Genomic DNA, 20,862 nt, shown 5'->3' on the forward strand with positions numbered 1-20,862 from the left:
AGAAAAACCATGTGTACATCGTCTTAGTCTTACTAATAATGTAAAGAACCAGTTACGTTAAGACATCACTACCACACTAAAGTGTATTGGATTGGTCTAAGTTTAAAAAACTTTTAAAACGGCTTCTTATAGGTATAAACCTCGATCACACCTTTTCGAACTTTTTTTGATGAAATAATGTTGTTTTTTTCGAGCTCCTGAATTAAGTGGAGGTTCTCTTTATTTTTATCTAATTTAGGCTGTTTGCCAAATGATGCTATATCCTTATATGGTTCTGGCAACACTTTCAGAATATCTATTACTTCACTTTTATCGAACCGAAGAATATTTTTGGAAAGAAGCAATATTGCTTTTTTAATGTGCTCAGTGTTGGTTATCACAGACTTCAAAAGTTCATTGCTATATTTTTCATGATTTGCAGCAGGCAGTGACAATAGATCAACACTTATATTAGCTAGCTGATGATTTCCCTCTAACGTCGTAGGTTGAATATCAGAAAATAATTTAAGCTTAAAGATTTTTCCAAATTCGTCCATTTTGAGAATATTTTCAATTACTGCATCGCTAATTTCATAGAATTTTCTGTTTGCTATGAAGTATGGTTTATTTTTTGCAATTAACATTGAAAGTAAACTTTTATCATTTTTAGAGTATTCAAACGTAACTGAATTTAATGAAATTTTATCGTGCTTGGCCAAAAGAAAAGCTTTGTCGGCAGAAATTTCATTTGGGAAGTTACGATAACGGTAAGGTAAACACTGGATGAGATTTTCGTAATCTACTTTCAGAAGTGCATCATTATTTACAATAAACCTAGACAGTTTTTTTGATATACCATCACCAAGCTCAGTACTGTCTATTGGTGTATCTTTAAGTTCATCAGCAAGCTTCGTCCTTAAAAATAATGCCGTAATAAACTCTGAGGCCGCTTCAATTTCCTGCTTGTTATCAGAATAAAAAAGGTAGGTGGAAATATTCTTCCAGGTAATATCAACCTGTCCCTCGGTAAGCGCGAAATCCCAAAGGTTTTGGGGGATATCCTCCAAGCTATTGAATTTATACTCTTGTTTTTTTAATACTTTCTTCTTAGTCTCTAGACTGATGGTTTCGTTATCTACCAAAAAGTTAATTGTTTTTTGTTTTTCTAAAGTGTTGTCTGGCTCTAGAAGAAATACAGTGTCTATATAAGTTTGCAAATTCTGCTTCACATATGACTTGAGACTTTCCGTCCCTAGCTCCAGAACTGTTGATAAATTAGCAGTGCTGATATCAACTTCCTTCGCGTGACAAAACACTCCCAGGACAACGCGAAGATTATTAGAATTTATTTGGTATAAATTTTCATTATGAATGTACTCTAATAACAAGATATTTTCTTTTAACGAGTTTAAGTTTTGAAACTTTATTTTGAGCTGTTTTAGAATTGAATAGTCACCATTAAAATTAATTTCTGAATTAAAGATTAATCCGCCATTCATGCTAATGTACTCAGATAATTTTCCAGCCCTATCCAACACGTTAACAATTTGTTTTTCATCAACAAAAGACAGGATATTTGCTATGTGTGTTGGGGCATCACTAAATTTTAATGATTCGATCGCATATGAAGGCCAATAGCTAGCCATCTTCTGAGTAATTAACTCGATATTCTTACCATACTCAAAATAAGTGATGAGAAAATCTCTAGCTGTTTCAAAGTTTCTTGAAATAAAATCAAGCACCGCATCCAGTTTTAATTGATTCGTTACTGATGTTGAGTTTTGAAGCAAGTAGTCCATTAAAACAACGTTTAAAATATAATGCTGGCTAAAATCAGTTGTACGTAAACTGACACAAACTTCCTCTGGATTATCGATAATCTGTAACGGATCTGTCTCTCTATAACTTCTTATAGCGAGCACGAAACTCCTATCACGCATTGATATCCGTCCCTCGTGAAAGGTCGAAATATATAGTGGGTAATTTTCATTTAAGTATCCCTCAGTAACTAAATACCTAAATAAATCCGGCGCAGGTAAGTTATATTCAGAAAGTATCTCATCAACTGAGATATCTGTTTTTTTTATGAGTTCATGAAGAGGCATTACAGCGATTTTATTTTTTTCTGATTCCAAAGCACGAATTTCTGCTCGAAGTTCTTTTTGTGAATCATCTTTGAGATTATCTATGCGAAGCTTTCTCTCTAAAAACGAAACCTCGGTATTGATTTCATTCTCAATATCTTTAAATGATTTTCCTGATGCCCTAGGTATTAGATGATTTCTATTTTGCGGATGAGGTACAGCAAAAGTAATATCACTCTCGGCGATTAGTTGCTCGAAGATTTCCCAATTTAATAGTTCGGAAAACTCAACTGACTCAGAATTTATGAAAACCCCAATACTACCCTTTAAATTTGTCTGGTCTGATGTGGACAAGAATAGCTGTCCTAGAAATAATTTAATCAGTTCTTCGATATGTAGAAAAGATTGTTCTCTTGCATGTTTTAGTGCCAGTTGAAGTGAGTCAATATCATTCGAAATTTTATTTTTCAATTGCTCAATAATTGTATTCTTCGATTCACTTATTCGAAACAAAGCTCCGTCAGAATTATGCAATTTTTCAAAGTCATCGGGATACAAATTCTTATAAATCATCATTGCCAATAGCTGTGTTTTATTCAACTCAACACTAATTTGTGCGGCATAAATTATAAACTCGTTAAAGATATTTTTGAGTAACCTCATATCATTAATGAAAAAAGAGACATCTCTCAAAAATTCAGTTTTTATTACACTCAACAAGCCCATATATTCGAGCCGATTATGCATAATATCTAGTGAATTTGAATTATCAATTATGGGAACTACGGGAATAATAAATTCAAAAAACTTTGCTCTATCCTCGTTTGCAAACATATCGTCTTTGAGAGCATAGATAAACTTTATCTTGTTATCCGTTTTGTCATTTTTATTAATTAGATTATTAATTTCTCTGAGTTTGACAAATATCTCCGGGGATCCGAACCGATCTAAATCTTCAAAAATCACAGCATGATAGTTAGTTACTTGAAAAAAATAGATAATTTCATCTAAATGACGATTTAAAATGGAATCCTCAGAAAGACTGTTTATCTCAAACTCAGCGTTTTTTAATGATAGCTTTTTGAATGAAATACCAAAGAATGACTCATATACAAGAGCACCAAGAATGATCGGCACAACAATCACGAACGTGATGAGACACGTAGCAACCATATGAGAAAAACTAAACGTATCGATTTTTTCAAAAAAAGAGGTATCAGTAAATAAAAAAATAATTGTCAAAAGCCACATACAAATAATAAATGATCTAGCTAATGCAGCTTTTGGTATTAATATCCTCTTAAAACGAGAGTAACGGAGTTTATCTGCATCAACACCATAAAGCATTTGCTGCAGAATACTCCTTTCAATCAATCTATTTTCAGTAGTCGTTGCTACGGCAGTTGTAAATGGAGTTCTGGATGAGTTAGTTCGTTCGTCAAATGAAGCTAGAGATATTTTTAAGAAGTTGAGTTCAGAATTTTTCTGTTCGAAGGTATTGATAATACTACTCTTACCAGATCCATAAGGACCTGTAATAGCAATATTTTTAATTTTATCTTTCTTAAGAGCATGAGCCAGTGCTTTAGCATAAAACTGATAATTTTTTTCTTTATCAGCATCGTCAACTGGTGCTAAGTCATCAAAATAATCACTCTTTGTCTCGCTTGAGGATATTTCGGCCTCTTTATCTCGTAATCTCTCCCTCCACCGATTCAATCGCTCCTTGAAATGAAACATAGATATCCCCATTCATATATCATTTACAAATCTAAATTAATTTAAACATACTTTTGACTCATTCTGACATTTAAGATTCTAATGAAATTTATATAGCGCAGAATCAAGGGGTCAGGAAACTTGATTTTTGTCCTGCTTTTAAATCCTAAGAATATCAAACTCATACTCACTATCAATAATCACTTACATGATTTATTTAGTTAATTGTTTCTCTGGAAGTATATTCAACACTTTTATCTCAAATTGTTTGCGAGCATCCAGCAATTCTTTGCTGTATTTGCCATTACGTGGAGTGACATTTAGATAATGTTGCAAAATATACTCTGCACGATGTCTCTTATAAGTTCGAAGGTATGGGGTTATTTGTTTCAGTAAACTCAGTGCCTGACGGTTATAGATAGCATATGTAAGGCTTGGTGTATGATGGCTTTGAGCGGTTTTCTTTTTAGTGATTTTCCCAGCCACTACTTGAGTCATTACGTAATCTAATAGCTCTCGCTCAGTGTTACTAATCGTCACTGAAAGTTGTCTGTTTTCATTTTTATGTTTTCGACACAGGGTAACGGTGCCTTCACCGTCTATAAGTCCTGCGATATATGCAGCATCGATGGCTGAGAGTTCAGCTGTAACCTTGTAGAGAGACATTCCATTACCTCGTCTGTTGGGCTATCTGGTATTTGATAATTAGATTATAGGTTGGATAAAAGTATGAAACCAAACCAACAACATCATACAAGATATCAAAATATTGGGATTCGCTATAGCTCCTCCCAACTTACTCCTCAGATTTTCAGGCACAAAAAAACCACCCGAAGGTGGTTGTTTTGTATTTGGTGGAGGCGGCGGGACAGTGATTCCTGAATTTTCATTCAGGCCTGGACTATTCCTTCATCTGATAAATCAGATGGAGAGCGTTTGTGAGTATCAGTTTTACCATCAACCCACCCTAGTATTCCATGAAGACAAGTCTCGTTAGGAACCTATGAGTCTCTAGCCGGCTTACTGGTTTCCCATTCACCGGACGGCGTTGGCATAGGACCCTTGTCCCGTAGCGTTCACCGTATGAGCTCTCTTTTTCCAATAGGGATCACTCCCTATGGCGACCATTTTACTAATCGAACCCGCGTCCGCAGATCCTCCGCCTTCGGATCTACATGCTTATTTCATCTATTAATTTAACTACCTGCTACCCGATGAACAGGGAAAACAAGTAGCGATCTTGTAAGGTTTTAATCTCTTAGTACCAAGCATACCTCGAGACGATCTTGTGAGAGTCGACGCCCGATACCAGACGCACAAGCACGGATCTGGTCGAACGGCATTCACTGGTTATTAAGCAGCTAGTGCGTAGTTGTTATCGTTAGCAACTAATTTAATTCCAGTCTTTTTTACGAGAGAACTGAAGTACTCGGCATGCACCTTAGGTTTTGTAATCCCCGTCGAAGCCAGGTCGCCCCCAAAGTGTTGAACTCTTATATTGTATCGGATTAGGCGTTTTTCAACCAGTGAAAACTTATCTTGCTTTCAGAATTCTGGCTTTGTCACGATTCCAGTCGCGATCTTTCTCTGTTGCGCGTTTATCGTGAAGTTGTTTACCTTTGGCCAGCGCAATTTCAATCTTGGCCATGCCTTTTTTCCAGTACATATTTAATGGAATCAGCGTGTAACCTTTACGCTCAACTGCACCGATCAGTTTGTGTAATTCTGCTCTATGCAGCAGTAACTTACGGTCACGTTGTGGCTCTGGTTTGATATGTGTGGATGCGGTTTTTAACGCGGTAATGAGTGCGTTGGCTAACCAGGCTTCACCATTGCGAACGTGGACATAGCTTTCGTTGAGCTGCACTTTTCCATCACGCAGGCTTTTCACTTCCCACCCTTCGAGAACCAGTCCTGCTTCAAATTTATCTTCGATGAAAAATTCATGCCGTGCCTTACGGTTCACTGCGATGGTGTTTTCGCCTACTTTCTTTTTATTCTTTTTCGCTGCCATGTGCATATTATAGAGTGTTTAAACAGCGGCTTCATTATTTATCATTCACGAAACTAAAATGAGTGCGGTTTGTTGAAAGACAAAAGTTTTGGGTACAATCGAGTGAATTTACTTTTTTGAGGCGACCGAATGGCTAGACCTACAAAGTCGATTCATGGCGAGTGGACATCTCGCTGGGCATTTATTCTTGCAGCAACAGGATCGGCTGTTGGCCTGGGAAACATCTGGAAATTCCCATACATCACGGGTGAAAATGGTGGTGGTGCCTTTGTTCTAATTTATCTGCTGTGTATTGCCATTATCGGCGTTCCGCTGATGATGGCTGAAATTCTTATCGGTCGTCGAGGCCGACAAAATCCCATCAATAGTTTGAAGTCGATTGCTGAAGAAGAAGGCCGAAGTACAAATTGGCAATGGCTTGGTGGCATGGGTGTGCTGACGGGGTTTTTGATTCTTTCCTACTATAGTGTAATTGCCGGCCAGGCTATGGCGTATATTCCGCGCGCTTTTTCTGGTGTATTTGAAGGGGTCACCGCTGATGGCGCAATTAGTATCCATAAAGCCCTGGTCAATGATCCGGAACGTTTATTAGCCTGGCATACGATCTTTATGCTGATGACGGTTGGGATTGTGGTACGCGGTGTCCAGCATGGTTTAGAAAAGTCTGTGCGAATTATTATGCCCGCCCTGTTTATCATCATATTGATGTTGGTTGGCTATGGTTACAATACTGGGCAATATTTTGATCAGAGTGTGCAGTTTTTATTTGCCATCGATTTTTCTAAATTAACGCATACTGGCGTGCTCACTGCGATGGGCCATGCCTTTTTCACCTTAAGTTTAGGTATGGGCGCGATTATGGTGTATGGCTCTTACTTACCTAAAAAAGCGTCCATCTTTAAAGTATCGCTGACCATTTCTATTATGGATACTACGGTTGCCTTGCTGGCTGGCTTGGCAATTTTCCCTCTGGTATTTGCTAATGGGCTTGAGCCTACGGCGGGGCCAGGTTTGATTTTTGACACTCTGCCGATTGCCTTTGGTCATATGCCTTGGGGGCAGTTCTTTGGCGGTATCTTTTTCATCTTATTATTATTCGCTGCCTGGAGTTCGGGTATTTCTCTGGTAGAGCCCATTGTGGTCTGGCTGGTTGAGAATAAAAACATGACTCGGCTAAGAGCGAGTGTGTATTCAGGTGTCATCATCTGGTTGCTAGGCTTGTTGACGATTTTCTCATTTAACCTTGGTCGGGAATGGCGATTATTCGGATTAACGATGTTTGAGTTGCTTGACTACCTCACAGCGAATATTATGTTGCCTTTGGGCGGATTACTGATAGCCTTGTTTGCAGGCTGGGTAATGAAGCGAAATAGCTCTATGGATGAGCTGGGATTAGGCAATGGATTGTTGTATTCGACTTGGCGAGTACTTGTACGTTTTATTACACCGATTGCAATTTTGATTGTTTTTGCCAATCTTATCGGTCTTCTGAATTAATTAATGACGTAACCGGATTTCAATGACTACCATCACACGAAGCTCTCTGGTCATGTACACACCTGATCAAATGTTTGATTTGGTTAATGATGTTGAAGCCTATCCACGGTTTTTGCCTTGGTGTCGCGACAGCAGAATTATCAGTAAAAATGAAGATGTTATCTGCGCCTCTCTGGATATAGCCAAAGGCGGTATTCATCATGAATTTTCTACTCGAAATGTCCTCGACCATGGCAATGCCATACGCATCGAATTAATTGATGGCCCCTTTCGCCATCTTGAAGGCCACTGGCAATTCAAACCGATTGGTGACAATCAGGGTTGTCGTGTTCAACTGGATATGGACTTCGAGTTTTCAACTCGTTTATTAGACTTGGCACTGGGCCCTGTCTTTACTCAAATATCAGGTTCATTAGTGGAAGCATTTTGTAAACGCGCACAGGAAATCTATGGAAAACGCTGATTTAATCCATATTGAGGTAGCTTATGCCCTACCTAATGAACAAGTTATTATTCCTCTTGAAGTACCCAAAGATTGTCTGGTTGAAGATGCGATTAAACGGTCCGGTATTCTCGAACGTTTTCCTCAAATTGACTTAAAAACCGATAAGGTCGGTATCTTTGGCAAAATGTGCAAACTCAATGCTGAGCTTAATAATAAAGACCGTATTGAAATCTACCGTCCGCTGATTGCTGATCCTAAAGAATCACGTCGCCAAAAAGCTGAGATGGAGAAAAAGAAAAAAGCAGAGGCTGATTAATCAGCCTCTTTTTTTATACACCGCCTGAGATTCCAGTAAATCCATTTCCTGCTCGGTAAACCCGGCATCCAACCTGGCTTCAGTATGGAATGGCCCGCGAATTTCCCCGTTAAAATAGGTATTCAGTAAGGTTTTAAATGTCTCAAAAGGATCAACGCCGCGCTGTTCACAAAGATAGTTAAACCAACGGGTGCCGATCGTCACATGGCCTATTTCTTCTTGCAGAATCAACGTCAGAATATCAAAGGCTTTGATATCACCTGAGTTTTTCAACTTATTCATCATCGACGGTGTAACATCCAGTCCCCTCGCCTCCAACACTCTAGGCACCAACGCCATTCTTGTTAAGGGATCATGATGTGTCTTTTGCGCCATTTCCCACATCCCATCATGAGCAGGAAAGTCACCGTAGTGAAACCCCATGGTTTGTAAATGCTCATCCAATAACAGAAAATGATGCGCCTCTTCATAAGCGACCTGCATCCAGTCCTGATAAAAAGCCTCAGGCATCTCAACAAACCGTGCTGTCGCGTCCAATGCCAGATTAATCGCATTAAACTCAATATGGCAGATAGCATGAATCAGTGTGGCATGGCCAGTTTGCTGGTTATTACGTCGTCTGGGTAAGGCTTTTGGTGGCACTAAGTCCGGCTTGTCTGGTCTGCCAGGCACGGTCGGTACATCTAGCTGTTCACGATTGAGATGAAATCCTTCTTTAATGATCTGCTCGTAGAGTGCTCGGGTTTCGTGTGCTTTTTGCCACGGGTCATTCATCAACAAGCAGCTTAAAGCCTGTTGACGGACATCAATATTATCAACCATCTAATCTGACTCGTGGATCGACTAAGGTGTATGAAATATCAGTCATGACAAGACCAACAATGTATAAAACTGAGCCCAGAAATACCATAGCCCGGACAATCGCAAAGTCTTGAGCTTGAATAGCATCAATAGTGTAGCTACCTAAGCCGGGAATACCAAAAAAAGATTCAAGGATCAGGCTGCCCATGAATAAGGTAGGTAAGACAACCACTGCTCCGGTCAGTATAGGGATCATCGCATTCTTTAACACATGCTTAAACAACACTCTGACTTCTGATAAACCTTTCGCCCGGGCTGTGCGCACATAGTCTTTTGAGACTTCTTCCAAAAATAAGGTGCGATACCAACGTGAGCCAGATCCGATACCAGAAACGATGCCGATAAAAACAGGCAGAATAATAAACTTAAAGGCATCCAGTCCTTGTGCGTAGCCGGACAGCGGGACCAGTTGCATGATTTTACCCACTAGAAACTGACCGCCGATAATATAAAACAGACCCGAAATAGACATCAGGATAACGCACAGAATAACGCCACTAAGATCGAGATAACTCGCTCTAAAAAATACCATCAACATGGCAAAGGTAATATTGGCTAGTATGCCAATAATAAAAATCGGAACCGCTATCGCTAGGCTCGGCCACATGCGTGTTTGTATATCTTCACCAATATCGCGACCATCGTCTGCCTGACCAAATTCAAAGGCAAACAAAGTTAAGGATTTATCAAAGAAAATAGTGTGTGTGAGCTTGTTTAAGCCTTGCTCTTCACTATTCCAGAGCAAGGCTTTGTCATAGCCTCTTTCTTCTTTCCAGACGTCGACGGCTTCTTGTGTGACATGTTTATTCCCTAAGTGCATACGCGCCATATCATCCGGCGTATTAACCATAAAAAATAAAGCAAAGGTCAGCGCATTAACCCCAATCAAGATGGGGAATGCATAAAGAATCCTTCTGACAATATAAGCAAACATAGATTAACCAGGCTGTTTCATTCGTTAGCACGACTTTATCGTAAGTCATCACTTTGTCTGTTCGACATTATGACGCTAAGACACTCATTGAGAAAGAGCTATTACATCTTTGCAGGTTCACTTTAAAGCATTTTGTTACTCAGCGTTTCAAATGCTTATCTGAATGCGGTTTTAAACGCTTTTCAAAATTAGCATTTACTAATACACAAATTTTGTTATCGTGTAGCGACGATCATCATAAACAGCTAACGAGGTCACGATGAGCTTAACAGCAATGGATTTAGTCAAAAAGGCTAAGAGTGAAATTAATGAAATCAGTTGTGATCAGGCTGCATCAATGCTTGATGATGCTACCGTGATAGATGTCAGAGAACCCGCGGAATTTGATGCAGGCCATATCTCTGGTGCCATTCATATTCCCAGAGGGATGTTGGAGTTTTCACTCGCATCTCACCCGTCACTCGCTAATGTCGAAGACCCTGTTATTGTCTATTGTAAAACTGGTGGTCGCGCTGCTCTAGCAGCTCAGACATTGCAGCTAATGGGCTATCAACAGGTTTACTCGATTGCCGGTGGTTATGACGCCTGGCAGCAGATTTAAATTACAGGAATATACCAATGAACCTCTGTAAATACACGCTACTACTGCTCGCATCTACTCTCATACCTTCACTTTCGTATGCAGAGACAACGCAAATTATGATTAGAGCAATGGCTAATGATGCCAAGTATATCGGCACCAGTGTGGGCGGTGTTCGGGTGATAGTGAAAGATGCGGAAACAGATCAGTTACTTGATGAAGGTTGGATTAATGGTGGCACAGGCGATACTGATCGTTTGATCAAAAATCCCATTCATCGCGGTGATGTATTAAGCGATAGAAACACGGCGGGTTATCTGGCGACAGTCGATATTGATACACCACGTTTGATTAAAATCACTGTGCTTGGGCCCTATGCCTATCGTCAGTCCCTGCAAGAGGCAAGCATCACGACCTGGATAATTCCTGGCAAAGATCTGCTCGGTGACGGCATTAGTATAAAAATGCCAGGGTTTATTGCCGATGGCTGGACCCAGGTTTTACAAGGTGGTGTAGTAGAGTTTTATCTGGATGCGTCATTATTATGCGGCTGTCCAATTAAGAAAAATGGTTTGTGGGATCCTAAAAACTACGAGGCAAAAGCTATCTTGATGCAGGATGAGAAAAAAATTAATGAAATCCCACTTAGTTTTACCGGACCGATTGGTATCTTCTCTGCAAAAACCCAATTGAAAGAGAGTGGCCATTACAAAGCGATTCTCTATGTCATTGATACCAAGACAGGTAATGTCGGGGTGGACAGAACGATGTTTGAGATTAATTTAGACTAAAGGTTGTAACAATCGCAGCATGAGATCGTCTTTGTTAAGACAACATTCTGCAGGAGAATAATATGGCGCTTCCATCATGTCCGGTCACAGGAACAGGCCTTGGACTTCGCCGACAATTTATCGATGAGCTGTTAAAGTCGGCCAATCATGATATCGATTTCATGGAGGTGGCTCCAGAGAACTGGATGGGAATGGGTGGTAAGTATGCCAAGCAATTCACGGCCGCATGCGAACGCTTTCCCATGTTATGTCATGGCTTATCATTGTCTATCGGCAGTCCGGCGCCACTGGATATCAACTTTCTAAAACAGTTAAAGCAATTTTTTGATAAGCATCAAATCGTCAGCTATAGCGAACATTTAAGCTTTTGTAGTGATGAAGGACATCTCTATGATTTAATGCCGATTCCATTCACTGACGAATCTGTTCGTTATGTCGCAGATCGCATTAAACAGGTGCAGGACATTCTCGAACGGAAGCTCATCATAGAAAACGTTTCATACTACGCCGCTCCCGGCCAGGAAATCACTGAAATTGATTTTACGCGTCAGATATTAGAAGAAGCCGACTGTGACCTGTTGTTGGATGTGAACAATGTCTATGTGAACAGCATTAATCATGGCTATGATGCTCAGACGTTTATCAACTCGATGCCGACGGGTCGTATTGCTTATCTGCACATAGCCGGGCATTACAATGAAGCAGAAGATTTGATTGTCGACACTCACGGTGCCGATATTATTGATCCTGTCTGGCTACTACTTAGTCACACCTATCAAACACATGGTGTTATCCCAACGCTGCTTGAGCGTGATTTTAATATCCCTTCTCTATCTCATTTATTAGATGAAATGGCTGTTATCAGACAATATCAACAGCAGCCACAAAACATGCATGCAGCTCATGGCTAATCATTTTCAGCAAACACAATATCAGTTCGCCGCCTATATCCGTGATCCGGAGCATCAGGCTATTCCAGATCAACTGGAAAGCCGCCGAATGGCGATTTACCGCGACTTATTTTTTAATAATATCAACAATACCTTATCGACTGCTTTTCCTGTTATACGGCAACTGATGACTCAAAATGACTGGTTAAATCTGGTCAGATCGTTCATGAAAGATCATTTTTGCCAATCCCCCCGCTTTGTTGATGTGTCAAAAGAATTTATTAATTATTTACACCAGCAAAATGATGTTGATAAGGCTATGCCTTTTTTACATGAACTTGCTCATTATGAGTGGGTTGAATTGGCATTGAGTATCGCTGAGGAAGAATGGCAACAAAGTGAAATTGATGAACATACCAATTTGCTGGCAATGTCTTATCAAGGTTCTCCACTTGCCTGGTTATTAAGTTTTGATTTCCCAGTACATCAAATCAGTCATGACTTTCAACCAACATCGGCTTCTGAAACACCCCATTTTCTGTTGGTATACCGTAATCAAGCTGATGAAGTGAAGTTTATTGAGCTCAATGGCTTGAGTGCACATTTGTTCGAACGCATCACGGCGGGTGAGGATGTCGATTCCGTTATAGATTCTATAGCAGAAGTGATGCCGCAACTTGACCGTCAATTGATAACAAATGGAGCCAGAGATTTAATAACGGATTGGTTAGCAAAAGGCATTTTGCTGTTAAGATAGGCATAAAAAAGGCCGGGAATATCCCGGCCTTTTTATTCTAGATGCGAATAACGTTTAAGCAGTCGCTAATTCAATCGCTTCAGCAGAAAGACGGGTAATTTCATCCCAATTTTCAGCATCGACTAAATCTGCAGCACACATCCATGAACCACCGACACAACCGACATTAGACAGACTGTAATAGTCCTTCACATTTTTCTGGTTGACACCGCCAGTTGGGCAGAAGGTAATTTGTGGAATCGGCGCACCGATTGATTTCAGCATTGGCACACCACCCGCTGCTTCAGCAGGGAAGAACTTCATTGCTGTAATACCTTTTTCCAGTAAAGCCATCGCCTGACTTGGATCAGCAACACCCGGTAATAAAGGCACACCGGTTTCTAATGCCGCATCAATCAATTTTTCCGTGGTGCCAGGGCTGACGATAAACTCGGCGCCAGCGTCAATTGCCGCATTTAATGTTTCAATATTGATGATAGTACCAGCACCGACGATAGCATCTGGAACTTCAGCTTTAATACGGCGAATAGATTCAAGTGCTGCATCTGTTCTCAGTGTAATTTCCAGAACTTTTAAACCACCTTTAACCAACGCTTTAGCTAAAGGCACAGCATGTTCAACGTTATTGATAACCATCACCGGTACAATCGGTGATACTTTCATGATCTCTTGAATTGTTTTAGACATTGATTAATTTATTCCAAATAATTATTCGACATTAAACATGTTAATGGCACCCGTTTCAGCTGATGAAACACCTTGGCGGAAGCTATCAAACAGTTCACGGCCCATGCCATAGTGATGTTCAGTATTAGCCAGAACACAAGCCATACGTGAGTTCAGTTCTTCTTCATCAACTAACACATTTAATTCGCCACGCTGTGTATCAAGACGAATCATATCGCCATCGCGAACTTTGGTCAGGATGCTGCCATCTGCACATTCCGGACAGAGATGGATAGCTGAAGGCACTTTACCAGAGGCACCAGACATACGGCCGTCAGTAACAAGCGCTACTTTAAAGCCTTTATCCTGTAATACGCCCAATGGTGGTGTCAGTTTGTGCAACTCAGGCATACCATTTGATTTTGGTCCTTGGAAGCGCAGAACAACAATCACGTCTTTGTTCATTTCGCCACGTTTGAAGGCTTCAACAACATCATCCTGGTGATCAAAGACCATCGCCGGTGCTTCAACCACTTGATGTTTCGGATCAACCGCTGAAATCTTAGACATACCACGGCCAAGATTACCTTTGATCAGATGTAAGCCACCGCTTGTTGCAAATGGTGCTGCCACACTACCGATAACATCAGTATCAAGAGAACCTTCAGGGCCTTCTTCCCATGTCAGTGTGCCATCTTTTAGAGTTGGCTCTTTGGTGTACTGTTCCATACCTTTTTCATCACCGATAGTAATGATGTCAGTATGCATTAAGCCATTTTTAGATAGTTCACGAATTAACACACCCATACCACCGGCAGCCTGGAAGTGGTTCACATCAGCTGTACCATTAGGATAAATACGTGTCACTAATGGAATAATTTTTGACAGACGGTCAAAGTCATCCCAGTTAATGATAATACCTGCCGCACGGGCAATCGCAATCAGATGAATAGTGTGGTTAGTTGAACCACCTGTGGCTAATAGACCCACCAGGGCATTCAAAATCGCTTTCTCATCGATCATATGACCGATTGGACGATAGTCATCGCCTAACGCGGTAAATTTGAGTGCTTGTTCAGTCGCACGTTTTGTTAACGCATCACGCAGCGGTGTGTTTGGATTAATGAAGGAGCTACCAGGGAGGTGTAAGCCCATCATTTCAACCATCATTTGGTTACTGTTTGCTGTACCGTAGAAAGTACATGTACCAGGGCTATGATAAGACTCAGACTCTGCTTTTAATAACTCTTCACGACCGACTTTACCTTCAGCGTAGAGCTGACGAATACGGACTTTCTCTTTGTTAGGCAAACCGCTCGGCATAGGTCCTGCCGGTACGAAAACAGCCGGTAAGTGACCAAAACTCAATGCACCAATCAATAAACCCGGAACAATTTTGTCACAAACGCCCAGATACATAGCGGCATCGAACATATTGTGGCTGAGGCCAATGGCGGTTGCCATTGCAATGACGTCACGGCTGAAAAGCGACAGTTCCATACCTGGCTGGCCTTGCGTAATACCATCACACATGGCAGGAACACCACCAGCAAACTGAGCGACACCACCGGCTTCGGTTGCAGCTTTCTTGATGATTGCAGGGAAATCTTTAAACGGCTCGTGCGCCGATAACATGTCGTTGTATGAAGAAATAATCGCGATATTGGCTTTTTTATCTCCTGCCAAGTCCGCTTTTTCTGACATGGAACAGGCAGCAAATCCATGAGCTAAATTGCCGCAGCCCAATACAGCACGATGTGGGCCTTTTTGCATCGCCTCATCAATACGGCCGAGATAGATTTCCCGTGTTTTTTTGCTTCTCTCGATTACGTCATTGGTGACGGCTTCTAAAACTGGATGAACCATACTTTCCTTCTCTCTTAAATGCTTTGCCTGATTATATGCAAAGATAATGGCGGGGCTCGGAGTACCCTTAAGATTCTACGTAAAGACCAAATATTATAACGCTAATAGTCATTTTTAGCACGCTGTTATCAAAAACTTACACCGTCAACGCTCGATAAAAAAGAGGTCTTTTTATTGTTTTTCAACATCCATACAACGTAATCAGGCGTAAACATTGGTTGTGATATGCATCACATTGTCGTTTCAATAAGATTGTCTGAATATAAAAAATTTTGCTTGCCGTGTTATCCATTAGCGCTTCAGGTATCATAACGGCCTTTAAATTTTTACCGATACGATCTATGACAACTGAAACAAAAACCCTGCGCCAAATCCGCAGTTTTGTTCGCCGTGAAGGCAGACTGACGCCTGGTCAACAACGTGCTCTGGACAATCACTGGCCCGTCTTTGGTATCGATGATGATACAGATTTGTCTGATCTCAACGCATTGTTTGGTCGCGAAGCACCAAAAATTATAGAAATTGGCTTTGGTAATGGTGCATCGCTGATTGAAATGGCAAAAAATCAGCCTGACCAAGACTATATTGGCATCGAAGTACATCGTCCAGGTGTAGGCCAGCTTCTTAAAGCCATTGATGACGAACAACTGACGAATGTCAGAGTGGCATGCACAGATGCCGTACAGCTTATTAAGCATCGCATTAAAAACCAGGTTCTGGCACGTGTTCAAATCTACTTTCCTGATCCATGGCATAAAAAACGCCATAACAAACGACGCATCATTCAACCTGAATTCGTCAATGTGCTGGCTGATAAACTAACGCATGGCGGACATCTTCATTTAGCTACAGATTGGCAGGATTATGCTGAGCAAATGCTCGCCGACGTTTCTTCCAATGCTCGCTTTCAGAATACCAGTCCTGACAATACCTATATCGAACGCCCAAGTTATCGCCCGCTGACAAAATTCGAACAGCGTGGACATAGGCTCGGTCATGGCGTTTGGGATTTAGTATTTAAAAGAGTCTAATCTGTGATTGAGAAAAGCTTGCACGCCTTAAGCGCTTAGGATACTTTATCTTCTTGTTCAAAAAACCGCTGCAAGTGATTGACTATGAAATTAAATATCCTCAAGGCTCCGACTTTTTTATTACTCGGCACAATGAGCAGTGCCAGCTTTGGTGCAGGCTTTGCGATTATTGAGCAAAGTGTGACGGGACTCGGTAGAGCCTTTGCAGGGAGTGCTGCATCTGCAGAAGATGCCAGTACCATTTATTTCAACCCAGCGGGTTTGATGTATTTAAAACAGGCAGAAATGGATTTGGCAATTAACTACATAGCGCCAAACTCAGAGTTTAATAATGATGGTACATCATCACCCTCGAATGGCGGCGAAGGCGGCGATGCTGCAAAAAATGCTGTGGTACCCAACTTTTATTACGCTAAACCTCTAAATGACAAAGTGGTTATAGGGTTTGGGATTACCGCCCCTTTTGGTCTGGTGACTGAATATAATGAAAAATGGGTAGGTCGATATTTTGCAGTCAAATCTGATCTTAAAACCATTAACTTCAATCCCAGCATTGCTTACAAGCCAACAGATAAATTATCTATTGGCTTTGGTGTTAGTGCTGAATATATCGATCTGACATTAGTTCAAATGACAAATCTAGGTACATCTGACGGCAAAGTGAAACTGGAAGCCGATGACTGGGGCTATGGCTACAACCTGGGAATGATGTATCAAGCTACGCCAGATACCCGATTGGCCTTGGCTTATCGTTCCAAAATTTCACACACACTCAAAGGTGATGGCACTCTAACAGCCGTCAATGGCAGTGTTCTGGCCGATGAGAATACATGGTGATGTGGATTTACCTGAGACTATTTCATTGGCTATTCATCATCAGATTAATTCGAAATGGTCGGTTCTGGCTGACGCCACTATGACAAGATGGAGCCGTTTCCAGGAGCTCGCCATTGAATCTGATGGGGGTACTTTCACCAGTACAAAACCAGAAGACTGGGAAAACAGTATGCGTTATGGCTTGGGGGTAAATTACCGTTATAACGATAAATGGCAATTCCGATCTGGGATTGCTTATGACGAAACAGCTGTGCCAGGTATAAAGCGAAGAACAGCCAGAATACCTGATATCGACAGAAAATGGATTGCTATCGGTGCCACATATAACTATTCCGACAATCTGATTATTGATGCTGGTTATGCACATTTATTTGCCAATAATCCTTCAATAAAAGAATCTGACGGAACCAATAGTCTTAATGGTGATTACGATGTCAGTGTTGACTTGTTGGGAGTTCAACTTCGTTGGTTAATGTAAATGTCCAAAGATATGACAGATTACATTTCAGCCAGTGCCGCTCAGACCTTATATGGCTTATTCAGGGAAAGACTCAATAAAACGCCTGACTCACCGGCCTATATTAATTACTGTGAACAAACTCAACAGTGGCAAACGATAAGTTGGTCAGATGCTGCTCAGCAGATAGCATACTGGCAACAGGCTTTAAAAGCTGAAGGTTTATCTCCTGGTGATCGTGTCGCCTTAAACCTGAAAAATTGTCCTGAATGGGTATTTTTTGATCAAGCGGCGTTAAGTCTGGGACTGATCACCGTACCGCTCTACCCCGATGATCGGCCTGACAGTCTTGCTTTTATATTGCAGGATGCTGATGTCAGATTTTTGCTGTTACAAAACCACCATCAGTGGAATCGTCTAAAGCCTTCTCTTTCAGAGGATCATCAGCTTAAACGTGTCATTATTAAAAGTGCTGACAAGTTAATGCTTGATGCACCTGCAATGTATTTGGATGAGTGGTTAAAAAAAGACATCATCTATCCGCTGCTTGACTGGCAAACAGAGACAGATCAGCTTGCAACTATCATTTATACGTCTGGCACGACGGGGAAACCCAAGGGAGTCATGCTAAGTCACCATAATATTCTATCGGTGGCCAGTGCCTCACTTAAACATTTTAAAATTCAATCTAATGACTTATTTCTCTCCTTCCTACCTTTGTCTCATACCCTAGAACGAACCGCAGGCTATTATTTGCCAATGATGACAGGATCGAAAGTCGCTTTCTCCAGAGGCATTCCTCAATTAGCAAATGATATTCAACAACTACAACCCTCAGCCTTAATTGCTGTGCCTCGAATATTCGAACGTATTTATCAACGATTACATACAAATGTGTCATCACAGCCTTGGTATAAACGTTTTTTATTCCTGCTGACACATAAAATCGGTTGGTCATATTTCCTCTACAATCAACAACGCCGTCATTGGTCACCTATTTTCCTTCTTATGCCTGTATTGGATAAATTAGTGGCAAAGAACGTACAGGCATTATTTGGTGGGCAACTGAGAGTCGCCGTTACGGGAGGAGCAGCTATTCCACACCATGTTGCCGAGATATTTATTGGCATGGGCATCAATCTGTTACAAGGATATGGTTTAACTGAAACAAGCCCGGTTATTAGTGTGAATACACTTGGCGATAATCAACCATACAGTGTTGGTCACCCTATCCCCACTGTTAAAGTAAAGATCGCCGAAAATTCAGAATTATTAGTGCAGAGCCCTGGCAATATGCTGGGCTATTGGAATAATCATAAAGCCACGGCAAAAGCCATCGACTCTGATGGTTGGCTTCACACTGGTGATCAAGCTGAGATATCTGACAGTGGACATATTTTCATTACCGGACGCATTAAAGATATTCTGGTTTTGAGTAACGGTGAAAAGGTTTCGCCTGCCGATATGGAGATGGCGATCACCAGCGATGAACTGTTTGAGCAAGCCTTGATTGTAGGAGAAGGTAAACCCTTCCTGTCTGCCCTGATTGTGTTGAATGCTGAACAATGGCTTGTGCTAGCGCAAAAGCTAAAGCTGGATGCGATGAATAAACATAGTCTGCAGGATAAATCCTTACAGCAGCATGTTATCCAACAGTTCAGACGTTTATTGCACGACTTTCCTGCCTACGCCAAAATTCGTCGGGTTAACCTGAGTTTATCGCCTTGGACGATCGAGAATGGCATGCTTACTCCAACAATGAAAATAAAACGCGCCAAGATTATTGAATCAAATCAGCACATCATTACCGGGTTTTATCAAGACTGATTATTCAGCTGTACTTGTGAGTCTGTTTTGGAACTCAGGTAAAACTCTCATCACCGCTTCGACAGTATGAAATGAACCGAACACAAGAACCCTGTCACCCGCTTGCACATGTAATAAGGCTTGTTCATAAGCCTCAATTACGGTGGTGTGACAGCTGAAGTTTTCCTGCCCGGCATCTTGCATCGTTTTAGCAGCTATAGACTGAGCATCCATACCACGGCTACCATCCAGTCCTGCAAAGAACCAATGAGCGATGTCCTTTTGCAGAATCTGCGTCACCGCCTGACAATCTTTGTCTTTTAACATGGCTAAAACAGCATAGGTGTTACCTGTACTATTTCGCTCTGATAACAAGCGCTGAAGGTTTTCTGCACCCTGCTGATTATGGGTAACATCTAAAATTATGGTGATGTCTTCGTGTCTGATTTCTTGAAAACGTCCTGCCAGAACAACGTTCTTCAGTCCATCGCTAATGGCAGAATCATCAATCAGCATACCTTGCTCGCGTAACAGATAACAAACCTGAATGACGGCTGCGGCATTCTGAAGCTGATAATCACCAACTAAGGCTGGATACGGAAGCACCATTGCCTCTTTGTCAGTTGACTGCCATGACCATGTATCTGCTGTTAGCGGTGAATAGCGATAAGCCATACCAGCCTTGTATATAGGTGCTTCTAGTGAGATTGCATAATCAATCAAGGTATGAGGTGGTTCAGACTCAGAACAAACAACTGGCGTTTGGGCTCGAATAATGCCCGCTTTTTCATAGGCAATTTTTTCGCGTGTGTCACCTAACCAGGCAGTATGGTCTAAGCCAATCGGGGTAATCAGTGCAACATCAGCGTCGAATAGATTAACAGCATCTAAACGCCCGCCCATTCCAACTTCCAATACCGCAATATCAATTTCTTGCTGACGAAAAATATCAGCGGCCGCTAAGGTAGCAAACTCAAAATAAGTCAGTGAAATGTCACCACGAGCCTGATCGATTCGAGCAAAAGAGGCACATATCTGCTCGTCTGAACAGGGAGTACCGTTAATGGCTATGCGTTCGTTATAAGCAAGCAAATGCGGTGAGGTATAAGTGCCTGTGCGATAACCAGCAGCCATGAGAATACTACTCGTCATAGCCACCGATGAACCTTTACCATTGGTGCCAGCAATAGTCACCACCTTAAATGGTAGGTGTGTCTGCCCTTGCATTTTTTCCCATACCTGACCAATACGTGCCAGACCGGGATCAATTTCAGTAAAGTGTAACTTTTCTTGCCACTCTAACCATTGTGGCAATGTGCTGAACCGCATACA

19 protein-coding genes and 1 other RNA gene are annotated in these 20,862 nt (G+C 41.3%); 11 read left to right on the plus strand and 9 right to left on the minus strand.

What is annotated here, in order from left to right; genetic code table 11:
* Window positions 1–113 precede the first annotated feature (113 nt).
* From AC13DA_RS12845 to smpB, 4 genes are all read right to left on the minus strand, one after another.
* Complete coding sequence (locus AC13DA_RS12845) at window positions 114–3,803, minus strand: YobI family P-loop NTPase (protein WP_482945978.1); 3,690 nt, start codon at window positions 3,801–3,803, stop codon at window positions 114–116.
* Window positions 3,804–3,995: 192 nt separating this feature from the next.
* A complete protein-coding gene (locus AC13DA_RS12850; RefSeq protein WP_482945979.1) occupies window positions 3,996–4,448 on the minus strand; it encodes an LAGLIDADG family homing endonuclease in 453 nt (150 codons plus the stop codon).
* 467 nt (window positions 4,449–4,915) lie between these two features.
* Window positions 4,916–5,253: a transfer-messenger RNA gene (gene ssrA / locus AC13DA_RS12855) on the minus strand.
* Window positions 5,254–5,316: 63 nt separating this feature from the next.
* Window positions 5,317–5,796 (minus strand): SsrA-binding protein SmpB, encoded by a 480-nt coding sequence (gene smpB / locus AC13DA_RS12860; protein WP_007145454.1) that lies wholly within the window; start codon window positions 5,794–5,796, stop codon window positions 5,317–5,319.
* A 129-nt stretch (window positions 5,797–5,925) separates the two neighbouring features.
* On the opposite strand from smpB, the gene AC13DA_RS12865 reads away from it, so the two are divergent.
* From AC13DA_RS12865 to AC13DA_RS12875, 3 genes are read left to right on the plus strand one after another with little or no spacing between them, the layout of a single operon-like run.
* Window positions 5,926–7,293, plus strand: coding sequence for a sodium-dependent transporter (locus tag AC13DA_RS12865; protein WP_284452036.1), 1,368 nt, complete (start codon window positions 5,926–5,928; stop codon window positions 7,291–7,293).
* A gap of 22 nt (window positions 7,294–7,315) precedes the next feature.
* The gene (locus AC13DA_RS12870; protein WP_007145456.1) at window positions 7,316–7,756 is read left to right on the plus strand and encodes a type II toxin-antitoxin system RatA family toxin; all 441 of its coding nucleotides are present in this window, start codon (window positions 7,316–7,318) and stop codon (window positions 7,754–7,756) included.
* Window positions 7,743–8,054 carry an RnfH family protein gene (locus AC13DA_RS12875; protein ID WP_007145457.1) on the plus strand — a complete coding sequence of 104 codons (312 nt, stop codon included), beginning with the start codon at window positions 7,743–7,745 and terminating at the stop codon, window positions 8,052–8,054. Before AC13DA_RS12870 ends, AC13DA_RS12875 begins: the two co-directional genes overlap by 14 nt.
* Here AC13DA_RS12875 and AC13DA_RS12880 read toward each other — a convergent pair whose 3' ends face one another.
* Window positions 8,055–8,876, minus strand: a complete 822-nt coding sequence (locus tag AC13DA_RS12880; RefSeq protein ID WP_482945980.1) for a ferritin-like domain-containing protein — start codon at window positions 8,874–8,876, stop codon at window positions 8,055–8,057.
* Window positions 8,869–9,849 carry an ABC transporter permease gene (locus AC13DA_RS12885; RefSeq protein WP_284452039.1) on the minus strand — a complete coding sequence of 327 codons (981 nt, stop codon included), beginning with the start codon at window positions 9,847–9,849 and terminating at the stop codon, window positions 8,869–8,871. Before AC13DA_RS12885 ends, AC13DA_RS12880 begins: the two co-directional genes overlap by 8 nt.
* Before the next feature lie 259 nt (window positions 9,850–10,108).
* On the opposite strand from AC13DA_RS12885, the gene AC13DA_RS12890 reads away from it, so the two are divergent.
* The 4 genes from AC13DA_RS12890 to AC13DA_RS12905 all read left to right on the plus strand — a co-directional run bounded on the left by AC13DA_RS12890 (window position 10,109) and on the right by AC13DA_RS12905 (window position 12,867).
* Window positions 10,109–10,450 (plus strand): rhodanese-like domain-containing protein, encoded by a 342-nt coding sequence (locus AC13DA_RS12890; protein WP_273181825.1) that lies wholly within the window; start codon window positions 10,109–10,111, stop codon window positions 10,448–10,450.
* Between the two features lie 17 nt (window positions 10,451–10,467).
* Window positions 10,468–11,220, plus strand: coding sequence for a hypothetical protein (locus AC13DA_RS12895; RefSeq protein WP_284452040.1), 753 nt, complete (start codon window positions 10,468–10,470; stop codon window positions 11,218–11,220).
* A gap of 62 nt (window positions 11,221–11,282) precedes the next feature.
* On the plus strand, window positions 11,283–12,131 hold the full coding sequence (locus tag AC13DA_RS12900) for an HvfB family MNIO-type RiPP peptide maturase (RefSeq protein WP_007145462.1): 849 nt from the start codon (window positions 11,283–11,285) through the stop codon (window positions 12,129–12,131).
* On the plus strand, window positions 12,124–12,867 hold the full coding sequence (locus AC13DA_RS12905) for an HvfC family RiPP maturation protein (protein ID WP_284452041.1): 744 nt from the start codon (window positions 12,124–12,126) through the stop codon (window positions 12,865–12,867). The genes AC13DA_RS12900 and AC13DA_RS12905 overlap by 8 nt, the downstream gene beginning before the upstream one ends.
* A gap of 54 nt (window positions 12,868–12,921) precedes the next feature.
* On the opposite strand, the gene AC13DA_RS12910 is transcribed toward AC13DA_RS12905, so the two are convergent.
* Together AC13DA_RS12910 and edd are read right to left on the minus strand one after the other, a co-directional pair.
* Complete coding sequence (locus tag AC13DA_RS12910) at window positions 12,922–13,554, minus strand: bifunctional 4-hydroxy-2-oxoglutarate aldolase/2-dehydro-3-deoxy-phosphogluconate aldolase (RefSeq protein ID WP_284452042.1); 633 nt, start codon at window positions 13,552–13,554, stop codon at window positions 12,922–12,924.
* Between the two features lie 21 nt (window positions 13,555–13,575).
* Window positions 13,576–15,399, minus strand: coding sequence for a phosphogluconate dehydratase (gene edd / locus AC13DA_RS12915; protein ID WP_007145465.1), 1,824 nt, complete (start codon window positions 15,397–15,399; stop codon window positions 13,576–13,578).
* A 341-nt stretch (window positions 15,400–15,740) separates the two neighbouring features.
* Here edd and trmB point away from each other — a divergent pair, with 341 nt between their 5' ends.
* The 4 genes from trmB (at window position 15,741) to AC13DA_RS12935 (ending at window position 19,551) form a co-directional block, all read left to right on the plus strand.
* Window positions 15,741–16,430: a tRNA (guanosine(46)-N7)-methyltransferase TrmB gene (gene trmB, locus AC13DA_RS12920; RefSeq protein WP_007145466.1), complete on the plus strand. Its 690-nt coding sequence runs from the start codon at window positions 15,741–15,743 to the stop codon at window positions 16,428–16,430.
* Window positions 16,431–16,514: 84 nt separating this feature from the next.
* The gene (locus tag AC13DA_RS12925; protein WP_482945981.1) at window positions 16,515–17,267 is read left to right on the plus strand and encodes an OmpP1/FadL family transporter; all 753 of its coding nucleotides are present in this window, start codon (window positions 16,515–16,517) and stop codon (window positions 17,265–17,267) included.
* Window positions 17,233–17,745 carry an OmpP1/FadL family transporter gene (locus tag AC13DA_RS12930; RefSeq protein ID WP_482945982.1) on the plus strand — a complete coding sequence of 171 codons (513 nt, stop codon included), beginning with the start codon at window positions 17,233–17,235 and terminating at the stop codon, window positions 17,743–17,745. The genes AC13DA_RS12925 and AC13DA_RS12930 overlap by 35 nt, the downstream gene beginning before the upstream one ends.
* The gene (locus AC13DA_RS12935; RefSeq protein ID WP_284452044.1) at window positions 17,746–19,551 is read left to right on the plus strand and encodes an AMP-dependent synthetase/ligase; all 1,806 of its coding nucleotides are present in this window, start codon (window positions 17,746–17,748) and stop codon (window positions 19,549–19,551) included.
* On the opposite strand, the gene folC is transcribed toward AC13DA_RS12935, so the two are convergent.
* Window positions 19,552–20,859: a bifunctional tetrahydrofolate synthase/dihydrofolate synthase gene (folC, locus tag AC13DA_RS12940; protein ID WP_284452045.1), complete on the minus strand. Its 1,308-nt coding sequence runs from the start codon at window positions 20,857–20,859 to the stop codon at window positions 19,552–19,554.
* Window positions 20,860–20,862 lie beyond the last annotated feature (3 nt).

The organism is Methylophaga sp. F-2 (assembly GCF_056859315.1).

What these genes read in the sequence shown, in the direction of transcription:
- AC13DA_RS12845 (WP_482945978.1), bottom strand. Translation starts at nt 3,803, where the DNA reads ATGTTTCATTTCAAGGAGCGATTGAATCGGTGGAGGGAGAGATTACGA.
- AC13DA_RS12850 (WP_482945979.1), bottom strand. Translation starts at nt 4,448, where the DNA reads ATGTCTCTCTACAAGGTTACAGCTGAACTCTCAGCCATCGATGCTGCA.
- smpB (WP_007145454.1), bottom strand. Translation starts at nt 5,796, where the DNA reads ATGGCAGCGAAAAAGAATAAAAAGAAAGTAGGCGAAAACACCATCGCA.
- AC13DA_RS12865 (WP_284452036.1), top strand. Translation starts at nt 5,926, where the DNA reads ATGGCTAGACCTACAAAGTCGATTCATGGCGAGTGGACATCTCGCTGG.
- AC13DA_RS12870 (WP_007145456.1), top strand. Translation starts at nt 7,316, where the DNA reads ATGACTACCATCACACGAAGCTCTCTGGTCATGTACACACCTGATCAA.
- AC13DA_RS12875 (WP_007145457.1), top strand. Translation starts at nt 7,743, where the DNA reads ATGGAAAACGCTGATTTAATCCATATTGAGGTAGCTTATGCCCTACCT.
- AC13DA_RS12880 (WP_482945980.1), bottom strand. Translation starts at nt 8,876, where the DNA reads ATGGTTGATAATATTGATGTCCGTCAACAGGCTTTAAGCTGCTTGTTG.
- AC13DA_RS12885 (WP_284452039.1), bottom strand. Translation starts at nt 9,849, where the DNA reads ATGTTTGCTTATATTGTCAGAAGGATTCTTTATGCATTCCCCATCTTG.
- AC13DA_RS12890 (WP_273181825.1), top strand. Translation starts at nt 10,109, where the DNA reads ATGAGCTTAACAGCAATGGATTTAGTCAAAAAGGCTAAGAGTGAAATT.
- AC13DA_RS12895 (WP_284452040.1), top strand. Translation starts at nt 10,468, where the DNA reads ATGAACCTCTGTAAATACACGCTACTACTGCTCGCATCTACTCTCATA.
- AC13DA_RS12900 (WP_007145462.1), top strand. Translation starts at nt 11,283, where the DNA reads ATGGCGCTTCCATCATGTCCGGTCACAGGAACAGGCCTTGGACTTCGC.
- AC13DA_RS12905 (WP_284452041.1), top strand. Translation starts at nt 12,124, where the DNA reads ATGGCTAATCATTTTCAGCAAACACAATATCAGTTCGCCGCCTATATC.
- AC13DA_RS12910 (WP_284452042.1), bottom strand. Translation starts at nt 13,554, where the DNA reads ATGTCTAAAACAATTCAAGAGATCATGAAAGTATCACCGATTGTACCG.
- edd (WP_007145465.1), bottom strand. Translation starts at nt 15,399, where the DNA reads ATGGTTCATCCAGTTTTAGAAGCCGTCACCAATGACGTAATCGAGAGA.
- trmB (WP_007145466.1), top strand. Translation starts at nt 15,741, where the DNA reads ATGACAACTGAAACAAAAACCCTGCGCCAAATCCGCAGTTTTGTTCGC.
- AC13DA_RS12925 (WP_482945981.1), top strand. Translation starts at nt 16,515, where the DNA reads ATGAAATTAAATATCCTCAAGGCTCCGACTTTTTTATTACTCGGCACA.
- AC13DA_RS12930 (WP_482945982.1), top strand. Translation starts at nt 17,233, where the DNA reads ATGGCAGTGTTCTGGCCGATGAGAATACATGGTGATGTGGATTTACCT.
- AC13DA_RS12935 (WP_284452044.1), top strand. Translation starts at nt 17,746, where the DNA reads ATGTCCAAAGATATGACAGATTACATTTCAGCCAGTGCCGCTCAGACC.
- folC (WP_284452045.1), bottom strand. Translation starts at nt 20,859, where the DNA reads ATGCGGTTCAGCACATTGCCACAATGGTTAGAGTGGCAAGAAAAGTTA.